This window comes from Flavobacterium sp. LS1P28, assembly GCF_003970335.1.
In the GTDB taxonomy this organism is placed as follows: domain Bacteria; phylum Bacteroidota; class Bacteroidia; order Flavobacteriales; family Flavobacteriaceae; genus Flavobacterium.
Genome location: NZ_RYDI01000009.1, coordinates 33,063 through 52,681 on the forward strand (window position 1 = coordinate 33,063; position 19,619 = coordinate 52,681).

Genomic DNA, 19,619 nt, shown 5'->3' on the forward strand with positions numbered 1-19,619 from the left:
AGAACTTTTGAAAACAAAATTATACATTTTTCTTTTTTTAATATCTTTTTGTGTTTTTCGCAAGAGCTACCGCCAATTGTAAAATATTTCTCTACTACTTATGGTGCAGGAAATCAAAACTGGATGATTTCTCAAGATCAAAATCATTATGTTTTCTTTGCAAACAATGAGGGATTATTAGAATTTAATGGATCTAATTGGGAATTGTATCCATCACCAAATGAAACTATTGTTCGTTCTGTAAAAGTGATTGGAAATAAGACTTTTACTGGTTGTTATATGGAATTTCAGTTTTGGAAAAAACGAATAATTAGTGGAGTTTTAGAAATAAAATTGGCGAATTTGATTATTCTGCTAAATATTTTGAAATTACAAACAACTTGAATGTATTCATCGGCATGCTATTTGTGTTGTAAATGTGAAAAAACAAGAAAAATTTTAACAAATTTCAATGAACATCTGTTAATTTATATTAATTTTACTTGGATCTTAAAATAATAATTGGTTAAATTTGAAAACTTTAATAAACCTAAAAACTCTTTAGCCTATATACAAAACTACTTTTTAGAGAAAACTCTCCAATTTTAATTAAAAACTAAAAAGTATAATTATGGTTAATATACAACTCCCTGACGCATTATTGGTAAAGGAATACATCTCAGGTAATGAGGATGCCTTAGCTAAATTGATAAAAAGGCATGAATCAAAAATTTTTGGTTTTATATATTCTAAAATTCCGGATAGAGATATTACCAAAGACATTTTTCAGGATACTTTTATCAAAGTAATAAAAACTTTAAAATCAAATTCGTATAATGAAGAAGGTAAATTTTTACCTTGGGTAATGCGTATTTCCCATAATCTGGTTGTTGATCATTACCGAAAAACTAAAAAAATGCCCATGTTCAGAGAAACGGAAGAGTTTTCCATTTTCTCAATTATGTCCGATGATTCGTTGACCATAGAAAACAAAATAATATCGGAACAAGTCGAACTGGATTTAAAAAAACTAATAGAAGAACTTCCTGCTGATCAAAAAGAAGTTTTGGTGATGCGAATGTACCAGGATATGAGTTTTAAGGAAATTTCAGAGACAACAGGAGTGAGTATCAATACCGCCTTAGGGAGAATGCGTTACGCTTTGATGAATTTGAGAAAAGTGATTGATAAACACCAAATTGTTTTGACTAATTGACAATATACTGAAACTTGCTGCGTTGTAATAGAAAACAAATTTGTATTACTCTATGGCAAAAACTTACTCAAAAAAATCATTAGTTTCTCAAACAATGAAACCCAGTAAAGAAACAATTTCTTTTTTATTAAGCTATTCTAAGGCGTTAAGCATACTGAAAATAGACAATAAAAATTTCGAAATTATATCGAATTGACCAAGAAATAGCAGCTTTCCTATTTTATTTGGATTGTAAAAGACTAGAAAACCGCTTATTCCATTTGGAAGCAGCGGTTTTTTAGCATACTTTATTTTTTATAATATGTATCAATAACCGTTTTTCGGCCAATAGTTTTAGTAATAATATCCTGATCTAAATCCCAGCCACGAGCCGGAGAATATTCTCTTCCGTACCAAATAATTTGAAGATGCAGGTCATTCCAAATTGCTTCAGGAAAAAGGCGTTTAGCATCTTTCTCTGTTTGAACTACGTTTTTCCCATTGGTTAAATTCCATCGGTACATCAAGCGATGAATGTGTGTGTCAACCGGAAAGGCTGGAACTCCAAAAGCTTGGGACATCACGACACTGGCCGTTTTATGTCCTACCGCGGGTAATTCTTCCAGAAATTCAAAACTCTGAGGTACTTTTCCGCCATGTTTGTCAATTAATATATGGGATAAACCATGAATTCCTTTTGATTTCATTGGCGATAAGCCACAAGGCCGAATGATTTCCTTAATTTCTTCGACAGACATTTTGATCATATCAAACGGATTATCTGCTTTTGCAAAAAGTAAAGGAGTGATTTTATTTACTTGAATATCCGTACATTGTGCGGATAATAAAACGGCAATCAGCAACGTATACGGGTCTTTATGATCCAAGGGAATTGGAATCGTAGGATATAGTTTTTTTAACGTATTTATAACAAAAATTACACGTTCCTGTTTATTCATTATTTATTAAATTTGATTGGTAAAGAAAAACAATTTCGGCGGCATTAGCAAAATTCAAATTCAAATCAATAAAAATAATGACAACATTAAAAAAAGGAGATAAAGCACCTGATTTTTCAGGTCTGGATCAAGATGGAAAATTACATCAATTAACAGATTATGCAGGTAAAAAATTAGTAATTTTCTTTTATCCAAAAGCAAATACGCCAGGATGTACAGCTGAGGCTTGTGACTTAAGAGATAATTTCGAGCGATTTGAAGCAAACAATTATGCACTTCTGGGCGTTAGTGCCGATGTTCAAAAAGCACAGGCCAAGTTTAAGGAAAAGTATAACTTTCCTTTTCCATTACTTGCAGATGAAGACAAATCAGTGATACAGGCTTTTGGGGTTTGGGGTCCCAAGAAATTTATGGGAAAAGAGTATGACGGGATCCACAGGACTACTTTTGTAATTGATGAAAACGGGATTATTGATGAGGTTATCTCGGCTGTAAAAACCAAAGTGCATGCTGCTCAGATACTAAAATAAGGATTCCGTGGTGTCATCCTTTATTGCATTTGCAAATATAAATGCAAACCAACTTTTAATAATAAACAAAGTCCAGATCTGCGGTTTTAATTGACCCCAGCTCTGGACTTTGTTTTTAATTTAACTCAAAATTTGACTACTGATTCACGAATTGATTTCCTTCAAAACTTTATTAGGATCAAATCCAAAAAGTCTGTGTTCCTTAATTATTTCTGCAATACCAGGGGGAAGCATTGTTTCCCAACCAGGCTTTCCATTATTAATCATATTTAAAACTTCACGAGAGAACACCTCTAAAATAGAGGGATCATAATCATCTATATCAACTACTTTTCCGTTGAATTTAAAGAATTTATAGAGTTCTTTCATTCTTGGGTGTACTTTTAAATTTTCGGAGGTGATTATTTCTCCATTTTCCCCAATCATTGGATACAAGAATACTTTCATGTCGCGGTAGAATAATTTCCCGAAAGCTTCCAGAATTCCGCCACTTAAATGACGGTAATATTTCTCGTCAAAAATATCTATTAAATTATTCACACCCATGGCTAATCCCATTCTGGCTTTGGTATAATTCGCAAAATACTCCACTACCTTGTAATATTCCTGAAAATTTGAAATCATTACGGTTTGTCCAAGTGAACAGAGTAATTCAGCTCGATCCATAAAATCTCTTTCATCGATTTCTCCATCAGATCGTAGGTTGGATAATGTAATTTCAAAAATCACTAATGTGTTTTCCGGACTGACCTTGTTCTCATTTAAAAACATTTTTAATGATTTCTCATACATGTCCATGTTGACTTTTGTAACGGGACGAAAACTACCCCTAAAAGCAAGGATGTTTTTCTTGTATAATATAGCAGCAGGAAGTATGTTTATTCCATCAGGATTAAACATAACGGCATCAGTCATTCCATTTTTGACTAATTGTAAACTCATCAAACGATTGTCAACATCAGCAAAACGTGGACCTGAGAAATTTATGGTGTCTATTTCTAATTGATCTTTGTCTAAATGGTCATACAAATAACGCAAGAGACGTTTGGGATCATTGTATTTGTAATACGCCCCGTAAATTAAATTTACGCCCAGAATACCCAATGTTTCCTGTTGCAAACGCACATCAGTTTCTTTAAATCGAATGTGAAGAATAATTTCATTATAATCCTCATCCGGCTCAATTTGATAACTAATACCAACCCAGCCATGTCCTTTGAATTGTTTGGCAAAGTCAATAGTGGCCACGGTATTCGCATAGCTAAAAAACATTTTATTAGGATGTTTTTCTCTGCTTAGCCTTTTTTCTATTAGATTTACTTCATGAGAAAGCATTTTTTTGAGTCGACTTTCAGTCACATAACGACCGTCCTCTTCAATTCCATAAACGGCATCACTAAAGTCTTTGTCATAGGCTGACATTGCTTTTGCAATTGTACCTGACGATCCACCAGATCTAAAAAAATGTCTTACAGTTTCCTGTCCAGCGCCAATTTCTGCAAAAGTTCCATAGATATTTTCGTTCAAATTGATACGAAGTGCTTTATCTTTGACTGAAGGGATTTGTTCGATGATTTTATCACCTTTTAATTTTATTTCTGTATCCATTTTCTTTTAATATGGCTAATATTTTGTAAAGTTAGTTAAATAGGTTTCTAATGAAAGGGAATTAACCCTATTTTTGCAAATAAAATAAAGAAAGTTGACGGTATATTTTTTAGGAACTGGTACATCACAAGGCATTCCTGTTATTGGTAGTAATCATCCTGTTTGTAAAAGCTCTGATTCTAAAGATAAAAGACTGCGCGTCTCTGTATGGATTTCTTGGGAGAATTATTCTTTTGTAATTGATTGCGGACCTGATTTCAGACAGCAAATGCTTGCGTCAAATTGCCAGAAAGTAGATGGTATTTTATTTACTCATGAACATGCGGATCATACCGCAGGAATCGATGATATTCGGCCTTTTAATTTCAAACAAGGAGAAATTCCAATTTATGCACATCAACGGGTTATAACTAATCTAAAAAGACGTTTCGATTATGTTTTTGAAACGGTCAATAAATATCCCGGTGCGCCTTCTGTTACAACTATTGAAGTTGTCAACAACCAGTCATTTGCCATTGGCAACAAAACGGTTGTCCCCATCAGTGTCATGCATGGAAATCTTCAGGTTTTTGGGTATCGAATTGATGATTTTGCCTACTTAACGGATGTGAAAACTATTGAAAAAAGTGAAATAGTCAAGTTGAAAAATCTAAAGGTATTGGTTGTGAATGCTTTACGGGAAGAGTCTCATGAAACGCATTTCAATTTAAAAGAAGCGTTGGATTTTATAGCTTTGGTCCAACCAGAAAAAGCCTATCTCACACACATTAGTCATATCATGGGGTATCACGAAGAGGTTCAAAAAAATCTCCCCGAGCATGTTTATCTCGCCTATGATAATCTAGAAATTAAAATTTAATTATATTTAAAATGAAAAATTCATTATTCCTGTACCTTACTATTCTGGCTGTGCTTTCTACTGTTTTTACGTATATGTTTTTGAGTAAACAAGTAGTATTTGAGCAAACTAGATATGAAAAAACCACTAAAAAATTAAGAGACAGTCTGAGTTTGGTTTCGAATCAATTAGTGGATGCCAACTATTTTTCTTTGGAAAAAAATGAGAATGCTCAAAATTATTTTGATACTACAAGCGCTAACAAAACAATTCAATACGAGAAATTGATTCCTTTCGTCACTGAAAAATTATTGGATTTGAACGCCAACCCAAAGGGAAATCCGTATACGGGTCAAGATCAAATTAGCACAAATAAATTTATTATTAACAAAGTCAAAATACTAAACCACAGATGGATTATTGCTGATTATAGTGATGGTGAAATTTGGGGTGAAGTTTTGTTGAAATATTTTGTCAATGAAGATAAAAGTATTTCTTTTGAGGTCAATCAATCGTTGTTGTACCAAAAATAATTAAGGTGCCGTATTCCGTTTATAAAGACCTGAATACGGCACAAATATTATTTATTCATTCTCTAAAATCCAGTTTTTGAAGTCATAAAAATTCTGTGGAGCAACTCCATGACCTATAGGATATTCTTTGTAGGTTATATTTATCCCTAAATTTTCTACTATTGCTGGTGTTTTTCTAGCCCATTCAACTGGAATTACTTGATCCACTGTTCCATGTGAAGCAAATATTTTCAGGGTATGAAAGTTGTTTTTTAGGTAATCCTCAGTGACAATTTCTAAATTTAAGTACCCGCTCATCGCAACTACTTTCTGAACCTTTTCAGGGTACGAAAGTGCAACTGCATAACTCAATATAGATCCTTGGCTGAAGCCAATCAATGTGACTTTCTCAGTATTTATGGGGTAGGTTTGAATTAATTCATCAATAAATCCGGCAATTAAATTTCTTGAAACTTTGGCTTGATCGTGATCCGAAAATTTATTTTGATCCGCATCAAAATTGATTGCATACCATGCATATGCACCGTATTGCATGTTATAAGGCGCACGTGCTGAAACAATATAATATTCATCAGGAAGCTCGGTTGCAAATGAAAATAAATCGTCTTCATTGCTGCCGTATCCGTGCAATAAAAGTAAAAGTGGATTTTCGTCTAATTTTATTTTAGGCTCTCGTATTTTATATTCTAAAGATAAATTCATGGATTATGAGATGTTTGATAACCATTTTTGATAATACGTTCCCAATAATGGAACCGGTTTTGTTTCTCCTTTTATAGCACTGGTAATACCGTAAGACCATAAAACAAATACGAAAATCCACATGGGAGCCGAAATCATTAGGCTGTCAAAATTGCTGATGATTAATCCTAGTGATATGAATGTTAAAGTAAGTCCCAGTCCTTGACGGATGTGAAATGAAGCAAATTCATTTTTGTCCTCGGAGTTCATAGACATGGCAATAAATACGCCAATTCCTAAAATATAACTGGTGATTGCGGCCGTCTTTCCTGACTCTGAATTATTATTATTAATAGTATTCATTTTTTTATGCTAAAATTAATTTTCCTTGATTCACAATTCCGTACACTTTACCTCTTAGTTCAGTTCCTAAAAAAGCAGTGTTTTTAGATTTGGATAAAATGGATGATTTTGTAAAAATGCTTATTGGTTCCGGATTAAATAAGGTAATATTTGCTTTTGAACCTTGATTAATTGATACTGTTTCGATGCCAAAAGTTGTTTTTCCTGAAGTGAGTTTTTCTATTACGGTTTCTAATGGCAAAACAGTCATCAAAGCTCCAAAAGCACTTTCCAGACCAATAGTTCCATTCTTGGCTCCATCAAATTCCATTTTTTTGTGCTCAATATCCATCGGATTATGGTCGGATGTAATCATATCGATCGTTCCGTCTTTTATTCCTTTCAGTAATGCTTTCCTATCGGTTTCAGTTCTAAGCGGTGGAGAAATTTTATAACGGGTATCAAAACCTTCCAGTTTTTCATCAGTTAGAACTAAATGATGCACAGCAACACTGCAGGTTACCTGCAGTCCATTGGCCTTAGCCTCTTTGATTAATTGTACTGATTTTTTAGTTGAAATAGTTGGAATATGAAGTTTTCCCCCAGTATATTCTAACAGAAATAAATTTCGTGCAATTTGTATTTCTTCGGCAAGATTTGGAATTCCTTTCAAACCCAGTCGGGTCGAAACTATGCCTTCATTGGCCACTCCATTTCCTTTTATATTTTCGTCTTGGGAAAAAGCAAGAATCAATCCATCAAAATCCTGAACGTATTGTAAGGCTATTTTTAGCAAATTAGCATTATCTAAACTTTTATTATAATCTCCAAAAGCAACGGCTCCCGCTTTTTTCATATCATATAATTCAGCCATGTCTTTTCCTGCACTTTCTTTACTCAAAGCGCCGATAGGATACAGTTGAGTTGCAAATCCTTGTGCTTTGTTCAAAACAAAATTGACTTGGGATTGATTGTCAATAATAGGAAAGGAGTTGGGTTGTAATGCGATTGCCGTGAAACCACTTTTGGCAGCTACAGTAAGTCCGTTTGATATGGTTTCACGGTCTTCATAACCAGGCTCCCCGAGCGAAACGCTACTATCAAACCAGCCTTGGGAGACATGTAAATTATCAAGTTGTATTTCTTCTGCTTTATCCAGATTTGGGAGCCAGGTTCCAATTTTTTGTATAAAACCATCAACAATTAAAATATCTGCAGTCTTATTATGAAAGGGACTTTTCGAATCGATAATTTTGGCGTCTCTGAGGATTAATTTCATATGTAGATACTATTTGTTTTTTTGATTGAATATGAAATTTGCATTGACTTTTATGACTAAAGTACATTCATGCTCATTTTATATTGATTTTTAAGTATTGAACTTCGTTATTTACTTTACGAATCGTATAATTGCCATTTCGGTTATTAGAAATAACAGTGCAAAGATAACAAACCATTTCCAAATTTGATTATCAGTTCTGTCAGTTTGTAAAGTGTCAAAGAACGATGGTATTGATTCGATTGTTTTATAGTCAGAAAGAATAGTCTCATTGGCTGAAGCCAAATCACTTTCGGTTCGGTTGTAATTGAAACTAATGTTTTCAATCCACTCTTTTGTATTGTAAATGCTGAAATTCCCTGCTTGTATCGGATAATCATTGAAAGTCATTTTGACTTTATTATTCAGAATTTGTTGGATAGGAATAAATTGTTCGTCTAAGCCTTTTACCGTTAAAATAGCGCCTTTGTTTAGCGATGCTTCTATAAAATGCGGGTTGTTATTACCAATTATCAAAGTATTTACGCCGTTGTTTTGATTGTGCATCGCCATCTTGTAAAATGTAGGTACAATTAATGGAGATTGCTGAAAATTTGAATTTTCGATGTTAATAGGAGCAGCAAAAAAACTAACTGCTGAAACCGAATTTGCTATCGATGTCAAGAAAACGCTTTGGTCTTCATAAGACAAAGCAGCAGGATTGGAACTGGATATTATAAAGGATTTTTTTGTCTTTGGATATTGAAAATTAGTCACTTTATTTTCAAAAACGCTATGGAATATAGGATGATTGAAGTTGATTTTAGTAATCAGTTTTTCTCTATTTTCTAAAGAACTAAATTTGAGGTTTCCAAAATTCGACATAAAAGAATTTATATTGGTAATGGAACTTATCGCCGAAGGAATCACAATTAAATTGCCGCCTTTTTCTACAAAAGAGTTCAACGTGGTTGCCAAAGCTTGCGGAATTTCATTCAATTCATTAAGAATAATCGCGTCTTGTTCTTCCAGTTTATTATAGTCTAAGGTGCTTAAGGTATAATTGTTATAATTGAATTCTTCACTGGTATAAATTCTGGAAAGGAAGTTGCTTTTCGCTAGTTCTCCAATGCTGATAATGTTGGTTTTCTTCGTTTTTGAAATACTGAAAAACAACGTGTTGTCATAAGACAAACCATTGTCAACTATAGAAAAATAACCATGAAAGGATTGTTTAGGAATCGTGAAAACAAGGTTTTCTTTTTTTGTATCTAAAGTTGTTATCGTTTTAGCAATAAGCTTGTTTTCATTGTATAGAGAAATTGGAATCGGGTTGAAATCCTTGCCATAACCGGATATTTGGACGCTAATTTCATAAAAATTTTCTACTGTTTTATGGATGAATACGCTGTCAATAGAAACATTGTTTTTTTGTTCTGCTTTTGGAATTATAAATGAAGGAGAATCAGTTGCATCACTATTTTTCAGTTGTTTTTCATCAAGACCTACCGCATCCGTAATGATGACGATATCTTTATTAAAAGCTGATTTATGCGCTTTTATTTTTGCCATTATATTGTCTAATTGGAACGGAGTTGGGCTGTATTTCAGATTTTGTAAAGCACTACGAACAGACTTTATATCCGTGTTCCAATAATTTTCGGAATTGGTAATTAAAGAAAAATTTACATTTTCCGGAGTTTCTTCAAGTAATTCCTGAACCGCTCTTTTTAGCAATTCCCCTTTTTTGCCTTTGGCTTGCATGCTAAAAGAATTGTCCAAAATAATATACAATTCATTCGTGGCATTTTTGCTGTCTTGGGACTCGAAAAAAGGTTGCGAAAATGCGAAAATAAGGCAAGTTAGAAGTAATAAACGACAGGCGAGAAGCAACCATTTTTTGATTTTAGAGCTTTTTCTGGTTTGAATTGAAAGTGCTTTTAAGAACCGAACATTGGTGAAATATTCTTTTTTGAAATGGCGTAATTGAAACAAATGAACCAAAATTGGAACAATCAACAAGAACAGAAAGTATAAAATTTCGGGATGTTTAAAATGCATTCTGAGGTTGAGTTTACTTTACTGTATTTTGTTTTCAACGGTGTTCATTGAATTTCAGGAGTCAAAAATACAAATTTGTTGACAGTTTTAGATGAAGTTGTTATAATTTTTCAAAGGAATAAACTATTGACATTCATTAGGAATATAATGTGTATTTTAGCTTTCTAATAAATTTTAAAAACATGAAAAAGCCGTTTGCGGTTCTTCTATTAATCTTCCTTTTTACAAGTGTTCATGCACAAAAAAACAAATTGAATTTACTAATAGGAACCTATACCCAAAGTTGTGACAGTAAAGGAATTTATGTATATGATTTTGATTCAAACACAGGCGATTTCAGTTTTAAAAATGCGACTGAAAAGGTTATAAATCCCAGTTATTTAACGGTTTCAAAAAATAATAATTTTGTGTATTCCGTAAACGAAAATGGGACTAAAAGTACGGTGAGTTCTTTTAGCTATAATCCAGCAAGAGGAAAATTAGACTTAATCAACAAGCAAAGCTCCAAGGGTGCGGATCCTTGTTACATAATCAATGACGATAAAAATGTAATTGTTGCTAATTATTCCGGGGGAAATATTTCCGTTTTTGCTAAAAATAACGACGGAAGTCTAGCTGAAGCGAAGCAAGTTATTCAACATTATGGAAAAGGAACTAATACACAAAGACAAGAAGGTCCGCACGTACACATGGTTCATTTTTCTCCAGATAAAAAGTTTGTTTTGTCTAACGATTTAGGGAATGACAAAGTATATTCATACGCTTATAATCCTAATGCTGAACACACTGTTTTAGAATTAAAAGACAGCATTTCAGTGAAATCCGGGAGTGGACCCAGACATTTAACCTTTAGCAAAGATGGTAAATTTGTTTATTTATTACAGGAACTGGACGGCGCGCTAACAGTATTTAGTTATTCTAACGGAACATTGACAAAGATTGATGAAACGATTATTTTAGCCAAAGATTTCAAAGGATCATTTAGTGCTGCGGATATCCATATTTCACCTGACGGGAAGTTTTTATATGCCTCTAATCGCGGCGAAGCAAATAATATCACCATTTTTGAAATTCTAAAAAACGGAAAATTACTATTGAAAGGGCAAACCAGTAGTTTAGGAAAAGGACCTCGAAATTTCACCATTGACCCAACGGGAAATTTTCTTGTGGTAGCACATCAATATACCAATGATGTAGTGATTTTTAAAAGAAATAAAAAGACTGGATTGCTTGCTGATACTGGCAAAAAAATTGTTTTGTGTTCTCCGGTTTGCTTGGTTTTTACTAAGAATTAAAATTAAAAACTCACAAAAAAAGTGTTGAAAAACGAAAATTATTTTTCAACACTTTTTACTATTTATTTTTGTTTTTATCTTTAGACCCCGATGTTCAGAAAAAAATCAGGATTTAGAAAATGAACACTAAACACGGAATACTGATCACTATTTGTTCTTGTCTTTTCTCTTTTTGTCTCTGGTTTTTAGCATATTCCTATTTACAGAACCATGTGTTTTTTTCTTAGTTACACCAGGGCCGCCTAAATTGACTTTTTTATTCTTTTTACTTTTCTCTTGAAAAGCGCCATCTCCGTCAAGTTTTTGTTTTTTCATCATAAACTTGATCGGTTGTCTCTCTTTTTCAGGTTCAATTAATTTTGATGAAATTTCTACGGTTTCTGGGAAAGGTTCAATAGCTAATTCCATATTCATCAGCACTTCAATCTCTACTTTAAATTCTTCTTCGCGAGGTGCGATAAGACTTATAGCGGTTCCTGTAGCATCTGCACGACCGGTTCGACCAATTCTGTGCATATATAGTTCAGGTAATTCAGGCATTTCAAAATTGATAACGTGGGTAATATTAGAAATATCCAAACCTCTGGCCATGATGTCAGTAGTAATCAAACCACGTAAATTTCCTTCTTGGAACGAAGCCATCGTACTCAAACGATAATTTTGTGATTTATTCGAGTGAATTACTCCAAACTGACCTTCAAAATCCTCCTCGATTCGTTCGTGAACCATATCAGAAATTTTCTTATTATTGACAAACACCAGCACACGGCTCATGTCTTCGTTGTTTTGCAATAAGTGTTTTAAAAGGTTTATTTTAGTATTAAAATTAGGAACCTGATAGGATATTTGTTTGATGTTTTTCAGAGGTGTTCCTGATGCCGAAAGCGTAACTTCTTGAGGATAATCAAAATAATCATTCAAAATCGCATCTACTTCATCTGTCATAGTTGCTGAAAACAGAATGTTTTGACGTTTTTTAGGCATCATGGCCAATATAGAGGTCAATTGGGTACGGAAACCTAAATTCAGCATTTCATCAAACTCATCTATTACCAGCTTTTGCATTTCTTCAAAACGAATCACATTATCCAGCGTTAAATCCATGATTCTTCCGGGAGTTCCCACTAGTATGTCGCAACCTGCATACACTGCTTTCTTTTGGGTATTGATATTGACACCTCCAAAGATTCCAATAGTACGAACCGACATGTATTTTGTCAATTTCTCAATTTCTTCCGCAACTTGTACAACAAGTTCACGAGTAGGAACCAGGAGCACTATTTTTGGGGTATGCCCGGGAGTAAATTTATATAGTTTCAACAAAGGCAAAAGGTAAGCAAATGTTTTACCAGTACCGGTTTGAGCGATTCCCATCATATCTCTTCCTGACATTATCACAGAAAATGTTTTTTCTTGAATAGGAGTAGGAGTTGTAAACCCTAAATCATCTATCGCTTTTTGTACGGATTTAGGAAGATTGAATTGCTCAAAAGTAGTCATTTGCTTAAATTTTTTGCAAATATAGTCTTTTTGAAAGTAATGCTCTAAAAATGATAAATATCACAAATCAAACGCATTAAAATCACCAGTTTTCCATTTAATTTTTCAAGCAAATTATATTAAATTCAACAGATTATACGTGATAAATATGTTTGTTGTTAGTGTATTTATTTGATAAGTAGCAAGAAAGATATATTGTCGCAATTATTAAAAAGAGTTTTTGCCACAGATTGTAAGGATTAAAAAGATTTTTAAAATTACATAACGAATTAATCTGTGCTAATCTGTGAAATCTGTGGTAAAGAAATTTAGTGCTTTATTAAAATACGACATTAAATTTTAGTCATTACTTAGATGCACAATATTTAATAATTTATATCAAAAGGATGGTAAAGGCAAATAATATTTGTCATAAAGAAATAATATGCGGTTAGTTAGATACCGACCTCGAAGTTTTATAATTAAATTAGCAATGAATTGACGGTTGATGATAAATAGTGTCTCAACCAAGATATGGAAAGAATAGCAAATATACTTTTACAAATCAACAAATCCAGGTTAATTAAGATTATACTTCAAGCAGAAAATAGTCAAGCAGGACTTAAAAACTCGCAACGCCAGAAACCGAAAAACGGTAATGCTCTTTTGGTCACTACTATATTGACAATATAAATCAAATGATCGATTTCTTGAAAGTAATCATTTTAAATAGTTTGTGAATAAAAAGCACTGAATTACAAGGGTTAAAAATGTTTTTACTAAAAGAGATACGAAGTTTTACTTATTTAAAAATGTTCAATTCTTCGTTATAAATAGGACTTTGAATATTTAAAAAATTTAAAACACTGTGAAATACATGGTTTTGAGACAACATCTCATTAGGTTTTAAATGTTTTGAACTGTTATCAGAATACCAAACTATAAAAGGGATTTCATATTGTTCTTTTGGTGCAATACTCAAAGGTAAACCATGCATGTATAGGTTTTTTTCTCCCAAAGATTCACCATGGTCAGACACAAAAATCATAGTACTTTTATAGGCAGTCAATTGCTTTAAATCTTTAATTATATTGGCTAATATATAATCGGTATACACAATGGTATTGTCGTAAGCATTGATTAGTTCTGTTTGAGAACAATTAGCTAATTCAACGCTTTTGCAAACGGGTTTAAAAGTCTCAAATTCAGGGGGATATTTCTTGCTGTATGTAGGTCCATGACTTGTACTTGTATGTAAAACGATTAATATTTTATTCTTTTTACTGGCTAAAATTTGTTCCTTTAATCCGCTCAAAAGTACTTCATCATAATTACAGCCATCGCCTTTGCAATTTGGCATTAGAAATGCTCTGTTTTGATAATTTTTTATATGAATTGGTGGCTCTCCCCAATTTGTTGTTCTCCAAATAACCTCAACATTATTTCGATGCAAATAATTGGGCAAAATTTCATACAAATCATCGGTGTTTTTATGTTCTAAAATACTTTTCACACCTGCAGTGGTATAGGTTGCATCCGATTTTGCATTAAAATGAAATACATTATTAGTTTTAGAGAGTAGGGGATTTGTGTTTTTGTTGTATCCATACAAAGAAAAATTTTGACTTCTTGCAGATTCGCCAATAACTAAAACTACAACTGATTTTTGATTATCTTTTATTGTTGCATTTGGTAATAAAATTTCTTTTTCATTTTTTTTGGATTCATGTGCATAAAAAAGTGAAATATTTACAGTATAAGACCAAGGCATTGCAAGTCCGCCCAAAGTTTTTGAATTTTTATCAATCCACAAAACATTACTTGAATTGGCAATTACTAAACCTAAAATAAATAATAAAGTCAATGAGATCAGGACAAAAAATCTTTTTACTGTAACATTTATGACTTTAACTTTGATGATATAAATACTAGGAATTATGCCCAGAAAAAGTAAGTATACAACTAATTTGAACGAAAAAAAACTGCTAGACTCATCATAATTGGTATTAAGTATATTGCCTATCATACTTTCGTCAATGATAACACTATAGGTATTAACGAAGTAAACGGCAACTGAATTTATTATAAAGAACAACACTAAAAGAAATTTCCCAACATAACGCGACAGGAAAAAAAGCAGAAAAAAAACGAAAGCATTTAGCACTAACATTAGAATCATCAAACTAAGAATTAAAAACATTCCGTTCAAGTTTTTATATTCAACGTTATTAAACACAAATTTAAAAAACGGATAATGAAAGAATATAAAATTAAGAAAACTCATCAATAAGACAAAACGAGTTAATTTTAAATTATTTTTTAACGTATACATGAATGATTTTATAAAGTGAAACAATTAAACTAATTAACGCCAAATCAAATATGATGAAACTTTCTCGATTTATTTTGATGATGAATGAAATACCGCAGATCACAATCAACAGAATAAAAATTGGATAGTATTTTTTATTATTTACCCAATTCCATATTTTATATTTTCGGCTGGCAAAAATACCAATAAGACCCGAAATATATCCTATAATACTGCCTATAATGACGTCTAGCGGATGATGTGCTCCAACACCCACTCTGGAAAACACAATAATCAATCCTGTAAATACAACAGAAAAGACCCATAAGATTTTATAGTTTAACTTTTCAGTCATAAATGCAAACAACAAAACGGTGAGTATAGTAAAAACTGTAATGGAATGCCCAGAAGGCAAACTACTAAATCCGATAGCTGTTTTTCCTACAATGATAAAACTATGATTGTCAAAAATTTGAGCAGGTCGAGGTACTAAGAACAAGTTTTTTAAGAGGCAAGAAAATAGGAGGGAAGCCAATGAAGCTGTTAATATTGCCTCCCATATTTTAGGTGCATACACGATGAAAATAATTAAAAATGACAAAAAAACAGAGGCATCGCCTAATTGGGTAAGATTGTATTCTAAATTTGGATATTGACCTAAATAATGGTTAATATATAAAAAGTAGTCCTTTTGAATTTGTACATACTTAAAAGTAGTTAAAGAATCTTGGCTGAAAAGAAATATAAGAATAACCAATAACAATATAAGCGGTAAAAAAAACAAAGTTGTTTTTAGTTTGGCGTAATTATTAATAACTTTTACATTCATTATAATTTTATGTTTTCAGATTTAGATGAACAAATTTATTTAAAACTCGCATACATTTATGACACCTTATTCGGTTAACGAACCACTTAATAAGTATTCTGGTGAAACTGTACCACTTTTTTAATGATATTTTCTGGGATCAAAATTAGATGTTTTTTTCTAATTATTTTTCATTTTTTTATGCATCGATTCACCCTTATGTTCGAACCTAATTGCGGAGTGAATTATCCTATCTGTAACTATTTAGGTTGCAATAAAGCAAACTTGGCTATCTAATTCTAAATGATTGGTAGAGTTTTAAACGAAATTTTGATAAAAGAGGGATATGCAAAGCCATATAACAATGTTTTCCGTGAAACGCTTCTATGTATCAGGAATGGAATTTACAAGCTAAAAACAAAAAATAGGATTGTATTCTATTGTAAATAAATTTTAATTTATTTTGTTGGGAAATAGCAAAATAAAAAAATCGTAAAAACTTAAAATATAGCTTATTACGATTTTTTTAAAGTGGAGTCGCCGAGAATCGAACTCGGGTCCAAACAAGCAACTAAAAAGCTTTCTACGCGTTTATTTTCTGATTGAGTTTTCGATACTGTGCTAGGCCAGAAACAGCCACACGATACTTATCTTCTTAATTTTGAAATCCACCCGAAGCTCATGGAAATCTAGGTTTATTTTTACGGTTCTCCTAAACTGAACGCCACAAACCAAGGCTTTCAAGGAGAATCCAGCTTTCCTATCTGATAGGAACGTGGCTTAATCGTACTATAATTCGGATTATGCAGCTAAAGCGTAGTTATTTTCGCCGTGTAAAATGGTAAGATCTTATATTTACGAGCAAGGTCTCAATGCTCGACGTGCTTACTTATCAATTCGACTTGCTGTCAAAACCAGTCGACCCCTTTTTGTTTAAAATTCCAATCCTGAATTTTAAGTTTGCAAATTTACACTTTTTATTGGGATTACTATTGCAAATCTAGTATCACTATTCTAAAATCATTCTTTTTTTTATTCATCTCTTAATTTGAATGGATAGTCGCCAAATAAGACAGCTAATTTTCGTACATTATACGTTTTTCGTGTAAATTTATTAGAAAGTGCTATAATAGTAACTCCTTCTTTTCTCAAAGTAATATAGGCTGAAGTATTTCCATGCCACCAGCCGTTGTGGAAATAAAAATTTTGTCCCGTTTCCCAATTGACCATTCGAATCCCCAAACCATAATTTTTTGTTCCTTTGCGTTCATTACTGTAGCCTTTATATACCTGACTTTGTAGTTCAGGTGTTAAAAAAGCAGCGCTATTTCTGGCTCTGTCAAACTTTAATAAATCACGTGGTGTAGAATAGATATTTTTATCTCCATAAACGGCATCCAGGTAATCTTTTCCTATCTCGACTTTGTTTCCTTTGTAGGATGTAACGGCAGTATCTTTATCTCTTTCATAATCAAAAACATACGTATTTTTCATATTAAGTGGCTTGAAAATAATTTGTTTCATAGCCTCTTTATAGGGAAGTTTTGTGATTTTTTCAATTATTAGTGCTAACATGGCATAATTGGTATTGCAGTAACTAAAACGGGTATTAGTTTTGAATTCTAAACCAATGTCTTTTGTAACCATGATCGTCAGTATGTCTTGATTGGAAAGTATGTTGTGTCGGTCCCATATCGTTTTGTCTCGATCTGTAAAATAGGCGTAATTACGCATGCCGCTTCTGTGATTCAATAATGTTTTTATCGTAATTTCGGGATAAGGAAATTCCTTCAGGATTGTATTTACCTTTTGATCCAATTCGATTCTTTTTGCGTTTACTAATTTTAAAATAGCCGTTGCCGTAATAACCTTGCTGACAGATGCAATGTGCAGCGGCGTAGATTTAGTAATGACTGTTTTATCTTTGAAATTTGCATACCCTTCATATTTTTCATAAATAATTTGACCGTTTTTAGCAACCAGAAAACTTCCATTTGCGCTGTTATTGGGCCAATTTTTTTTGTAAAAAGAGTCTATTTCTTTTCTTTTTGAATCGACATATTCCGCGGTAAGTTTGGGCTCTAGGTTTGTTAACGGCTTCATTTTAGGCAATGTACTCTTTGGAAGTTGGGCATCACTTAATTCAACTTTCTTTTTCTCCTTGGCGCAGGAGCTCAAAATCAAAAAGAGGAGGTATATATGTAGTATCTTTGTTTTTTTTATAAAATTCATTTCTGTGGTGCTGGAAAGGCAAATATATAGAATCAAAGCCTTTTTGTTTGTTATTTTTTCTAAACCTTAACACTATTTTATCAGTAGACAGGGTACTCATTTTTGTATCATTTTGTACTTCAGTGACTAGGAGTGTACTGCCTGCAGATTTTAATTTTAAAATAAATTCAAATTCGTTTAAATTGTTATATTTGTAACAAATAAACGATATAAAGTTATATTAAACTAAGTCAAAAGCATTCAAAACGTATGAAATTTGGAATTTTAAAAGAACGGAAAAATCCGCCGGACAGAAGAGTTGTTTTCTCACCTAATGAATTAACAAAGCTGAAACAACAGTATCAAGAGTGTATGGTAAAGGTAGAATACTCTGATATTAGAGTTTTTACCGACTCTCAATATGAAAATCAAGGCATCGAATTGACTGATGATATCAGTGATTGTGATGTTTTGTTTGGGGTAAAAGAAGTACCGGTAGAAAATTTGATTCCTAACAAAACCTATTTCTTTTTTTCGCATACCATAAAAGAACAGCCCTATAACAAAAAATTATTGCAGGCTGTTTTAGAAAAAAATATCGATTTGTACGATTATGAAACAATTGTAGATGCTAACAATCGCAGGTTAATTGGTTTTGGTCGTTATGCAGGGATAGTAGGGGCATACAACAGTATTCGTGCTTTTGGAATAAAATTCGAATTGTTCAAATTGCCAAAAGCAGAAACATTATCCGGTAAAGAAGCCTTAATAGCTCATTTAAAACGATTAGTATTACCGCCTTTAAAATTTGTTATTACAGGAACAGGAAAAGTGGGAAACGGAGCCAAAGAAATTTTGGATGCTATAAAAATAAAGGAAGTTTCGGTGGAGAATTATTTAACTAAAAACTATTCGCAGCCTGTTTATACTCAAATAGATGTCTTAGAATATAACAAAAGAAAAGACGGGCAGGTTTTAGATTTTACTGATTTTTATCACAATCCAAAAGAATATGTTTCTGATTTCGAAAGATTTACAAAAGTGTCTGATATCTATATAACAGGACATTTTCATGCCAATGAGGCTCCGGTGATTTTGACCCGAGAAATGCTTCAATCCAATGATTGCAAGATCAAAGTAGTGGCAGATGTTTCTTGTGATGTGAATGGGCCAATAGCCTGCACCCTCAGATCATCAACAATTGCTGAACCTCTCTATGGGTATGTGCCAAATGAAGATAAAGAAGTGGATGTGTTTCATCCTGCGGCAATTGTGGTTATGGCAGTTGATAATTTGCCGTGTGAATTGCCAAAAGATGCCAGTGAAGGATTTGGAGAAATGTTCATGGAACATGTAATTCCTGCATTTTTCAATGGAGATAAAGATGGAATTTTGCAAAGAGCCAAAATAACTAAAAAAGGAAAACTGACTCCACGATTTAGTTATTTACAAAATTATGTTGATGGAAAATAAATCTTTTTTCTTATGAATCCAAAAGCCCTGAATACAACGTTGCCGGTTTTTTTTATTA

General features: G+C 32.6%; 18 protein-coding genes and 1 other RNA gene. 7 read left to right on the forward strand and 12 right to left on the reverse strand.

All coding sequences use genetic code 11. The features are described from left to right. The first annotated feature begins 48 nt into the window (after positions 1 to 48). Both EKL97_RS16035 and EKL97_RS08585 read left to right on the forward strand, forming a co-directional pair. Entirely contained in the window at positions 49 to 384 is a 336-nt protein-coding gene (locus EKL97_RS16035) for a hypothetical protein (protein ID WP_317125237.1), read from the forward strand. A gap of 226 nt (positions 385 to 610) precedes the next feature. Further along, on the forward strand, positions 611 to 1,195 hold the full coding sequence (locus tag EKL97_RS08585; RefSeq protein WP_126562083.1) for an RNA polymerase sigma factor: 585 nt from the start codon (positions 611 to 613) through the stop codon (positions 1,193 to 1,195). Between the two features lie 287 nt (positions 1,196 to 1,482). Here EKL97_RS08585 and EKL97_RS08590 read toward each other — a convergent pair whose 3' ends face one another. After that, positions 1,483 to 2,133 (reverse strand): endonuclease III domain-containing protein, encoded by a 651-nt coding sequence (locus tag EKL97_RS08590; RefSeq protein ID WP_126555464.1) that lies wholly within the window; start codon positions 2,131 to 2,133, stop codon positions 1,483 to 1,485. 77 nt (positions 2,134 to 2,210) lie between these two features. Between EKL97_RS08590 and bcp the strand changes: the two genes are divergently transcribed. Continuing rightward, positions 2,211 to 2,663, forward strand: coding sequence for a thioredoxin-dependent thiol peroxidase (gene bcp, locus EKL97_RS08595; RefSeq protein ID WP_126463396.1), 453 nt, complete (start codon positions 2,211 to 2,213; stop codon positions 2,661 to 2,663). Between the two features lie 144 nt (positions 2,664 to 2,807). Here bcp and EKL97_RS08600 read toward each other — a convergent pair whose 3' ends face one another. Beyond that, complete coding sequence (locus EKL97_RS08600) at positions 2,808 to 4,271, reverse strand: TonB-dependent receptor (protein ID WP_126463394.1); 1,464 nt, start codon at positions 4,269 to 4,271, stop codon at positions 2,808 to 2,810. Between the two features lie 94 nt (positions 4,272 to 4,365). Between EKL97_RS08600 and EKL97_RS08605 the strand changes: the two genes are divergently transcribed. Both EKL97_RS08605 and EKL97_RS08610 read left to right on the forward strand, forming a co-directional pair. Next, positions 4,366 to 5,130, forward strand: a complete 765-nt coding sequence (locus EKL97_RS08605; RefSeq protein ID WP_126463392.1) for an MBL fold metallo-hydrolase — start codon at positions 4,366 to 4,368, stop codon at positions 5,128 to 5,130. Between the two features lie 11 nt (positions 5,131 to 5,141). Next, positions 5,142 to 5,642, forward strand: coding sequence for a hypothetical protein (locus EKL97_RS08610; RefSeq protein WP_126555469.1), 501 nt, complete (start codon positions 5,142 to 5,144; stop codon positions 5,640 to 5,642). Positions 5,643 to 5,693: 51 nt separating this feature from the next. Here EKL97_RS08610 and EKL97_RS08615 read toward each other — a convergent pair whose 3' ends face one another. From EKL97_RS08615 to EKL97_RS08630, 4 genes are all read right to left on the reverse strand, one after another. Beyond that, on the reverse strand, positions 5,694 to 6,344 hold the full coding sequence (locus EKL97_RS08615) for an alpha/beta hydrolase (protein WP_126568652.1): 651 nt from the start codon (positions 6,342 to 6,344) through the stop codon (positions 5,694 to 5,696). A 3-nt stretch (positions 6,345 to 6,347) separates the two neighbouring features. Continuing rightward, a complete protein-coding gene (locus tag EKL97_RS08620) occupies positions 6,348 to 6,686 on the reverse strand; it encodes a hypothetical protein (protein WP_126455457.1) in 339 nt (112 codons plus the stop codon). Between the two features lie 4 nt (positions 6,687 to 6,690). Then, positions 6,691 to 7,944 carry a dihydroorotase gene (locus tag EKL97_RS08625; RefSeq protein ID WP_126568653.1) on the reverse strand — a complete coding sequence of 418 codons (1,254 nt, stop codon included), beginning with the start codon at positions 7,942 to 7,944 and terminating at the stop codon, positions 6,691 to 6,693. 111 nt (positions 7,945 to 8,055) lie between these two features. Further along, complete coding sequence (locus tag EKL97_RS08630) at positions 8,056 to 9,984, reverse strand: BatA domain-containing protein (RefSeq protein WP_126568654.1); 1,929 nt, start codon at positions 9,982 to 9,984, stop codon at positions 8,056 to 8,058. 182 nt (positions 9,985 to 10,166) lie between these two features. On the opposite strand from EKL97_RS08630, the gene EKL97_RS08635 reads away from it, so the two are divergent. Further along, positions 10,167 to 11,279: a lactonase family protein gene (locus tag EKL97_RS08635; RefSeq protein ID WP_126562076.1), complete on the forward strand. Its 1,113-nt coding sequence runs from the start codon at positions 10,167 to 10,169 to the stop codon at positions 11,277 to 11,279. A 147-nt stretch (positions 11,280 to 11,426) separates the two neighbouring features. Here EKL97_RS08635 and EKL97_RS08640 read toward each other — a convergent pair whose 3' ends face one another. The 6 genes from EKL97_RS08640 to EKL97_RS15690 form a co-directional block, all read right to left on the reverse strand. Then, positions 11,427 to 12,779 (reverse strand): DEAD/DEAH box helicase, encoded by a 1,353-nt coding sequence (locus EKL97_RS08640; RefSeq protein ID WP_126568655.1) that lies wholly within the window; start codon positions 12,777 to 12,779, stop codon positions 11,427 to 11,429. Between the two features lie 781 nt (positions 12,780 to 13,560). After that, positions 13,561 to 15,090, reverse strand: a complete 1,530-nt coding sequence (eptA, locus tag EKL97_RS08645; protein ID WP_126568656.1) for a phosphoethanolamine--lipid A transferase EptA — start codon at positions 15,088 to 15,090, stop codon at positions 13,561 to 13,563. Next, a complete protein-coding gene (locus EKL97_RS08650) occupies positions 15,071 to 15,898 on the reverse strand; it encodes a phosphatase PAP2 family protein (RefSeq protein WP_199739627.1) in 828 nt (275 codons plus the stop codon). Before EKL97_RS08650 ends, eptA begins: the two co-directional genes overlap by 20 nt. A 508-nt stretch (positions 15,899 to 16,406) precedes the next feature. After that, positions 16,407 to 16,803: a transfer-messenger RNA gene (gene ssrA / locus EKL97_RS08655) on the reverse strand. 106 nt (positions 16,804 to 16,909) lie between these two features. Then, a complete protein-coding gene (locus EKL97_RS08660; protein ID WP_126463373.1) occupies positions 16,910 to 18,109 on the reverse strand; it encodes a serine hydrolase domain-containing protein in 1,200 nt (399 codons plus the stop codon). After that, positions 18,021 to 18,209: a hypothetical protein gene (locus tag EKL97_RS15690; protein WP_197037256.1), complete on the reverse strand. Its 189-nt coding sequence runs from the start codon at positions 18,207 to 18,209 to the stop codon at positions 18,021 to 18,023. Before EKL97_RS15690 ends, EKL97_RS08660 begins: the two co-directional genes overlap by 89 nt. Before the next feature lie 149 nt (positions 18,210 to 18,358). Here EKL97_RS15690 and EKL97_RS08665 point away from each other — a divergent pair, with 149 nt between their 5' ends. Further along, complete coding sequence (locus EKL97_RS08665) at positions 18,359 to 19,561, forward strand: NAD(P)-dependent oxidoreductase (RefSeq protein WP_126568657.1); 1,203 nt, start codon at positions 18,359 to 18,361, stop codon at positions 19,559 to 19,561. Positions 19,562 to 19,619 lie beyond the last annotated feature (58 nt).

Coding starts and splice junctions, on each gene's coding strand:
- EKL97_RS08585 (WP_126562083.1), top strand. CDS start 611: ATGGTTAATATACAACTCCCTGACGCATTATTGGTAAAGGAATACATC.
- EKL97_RS08590 (WP_126555464.1), bottom strand. CDS start 2,133: ATGAATAAACAGGAACGTGTAATTTTTGTTATAAATACGTTAAAAAAA.
- bcp (WP_126463396.1), top strand. CDS start 2,211: ATGACAACATTAAAAAAAGGAGATAAAGCACCTGATTTTTCAGGTCTG.
- EKL97_RS08600 (WP_126463394.1), bottom strand. CDS start 4,271: ATGGATACAGAAATAAAATTAAAAGGTGATAAAATCATCGAACAAATC.
- EKL97_RS08610 (WP_126555469.1), top strand. CDS start 5,142: ATGAAAAATTCATTATTCCTGTACCTTACTATTCTGGCTGTGCTTTCT.
- EKL97_RS08615 (WP_126568652.1), bottom strand. CDS start 6,344: ATGAATTTATCTTTAGAATATAAAATACGAGAGCCTAAAATAAAATTA.
- EKL97_RS08620 (WP_126455457.1), bottom strand. CDS start 6,686: ATGAATACTATTAATAATAATAATTCAGAGTCAGGAAAGACGGCCGCA.
- EKL97_RS08625 (WP_126568653.1), bottom strand. CDS start 7,944: ATGAAATTAATCCTCAGAGACGCCAAAATTATCGATTCGAAAAGTCCC.
- EKL97_RS08630 (WP_126568654.1), bottom strand. CDS start 9,984: ATGCATTTTAAACATCCCGAAATTTTATACTTTCTGTTCTTGTTGATT.
- EKL97_RS08635 (WP_126562076.1), top strand. CDS start 10,167: ATGAAAAAGCCGTTTGCGGTTCTTCTATTAATCTTCCTTTTTACAAGT.
- EKL97_RS08640 (WP_126568655.1), bottom strand. CDS start 12,779: ATGACTACTTTTGAGCAATTCAATCTTCCTAAATCCGTACAAAAAGCG.
- eptA (WP_126568656.1), bottom strand. CDS start 15,090: ATGTATACGTTAAAAAATAATTTAAAATTAACTCGTTTTGTCTTATTG.
- EKL97_RS08650 (WP_199739627.1), bottom strand. CDS start 15,898: ATGAATGTAAAAGTTATTAATAATTACGCCAAACTAAAAACAACTTTG.
- EKL97_RS08660 (WP_126463373.1), bottom strand. CDS start 18,109: ATGAATTTTATAAAAAAAACAAAGATACTACATATATACCTCCTCTTT.
- EKL97_RS15690 (WP_197037256.1), bottom strand. CDS start 18,209: ATGAGTACCCTGTCTACTGATAAAATAGTGTTAAGGTTTAGAAAAAAT.
- EKL97_RS08665 (WP_126568657.1), top strand. CDS start 18,359: ATGAAATTTGGAATTTTAAAAGAACGGAAAAATCCGCCGGACAGAAGA.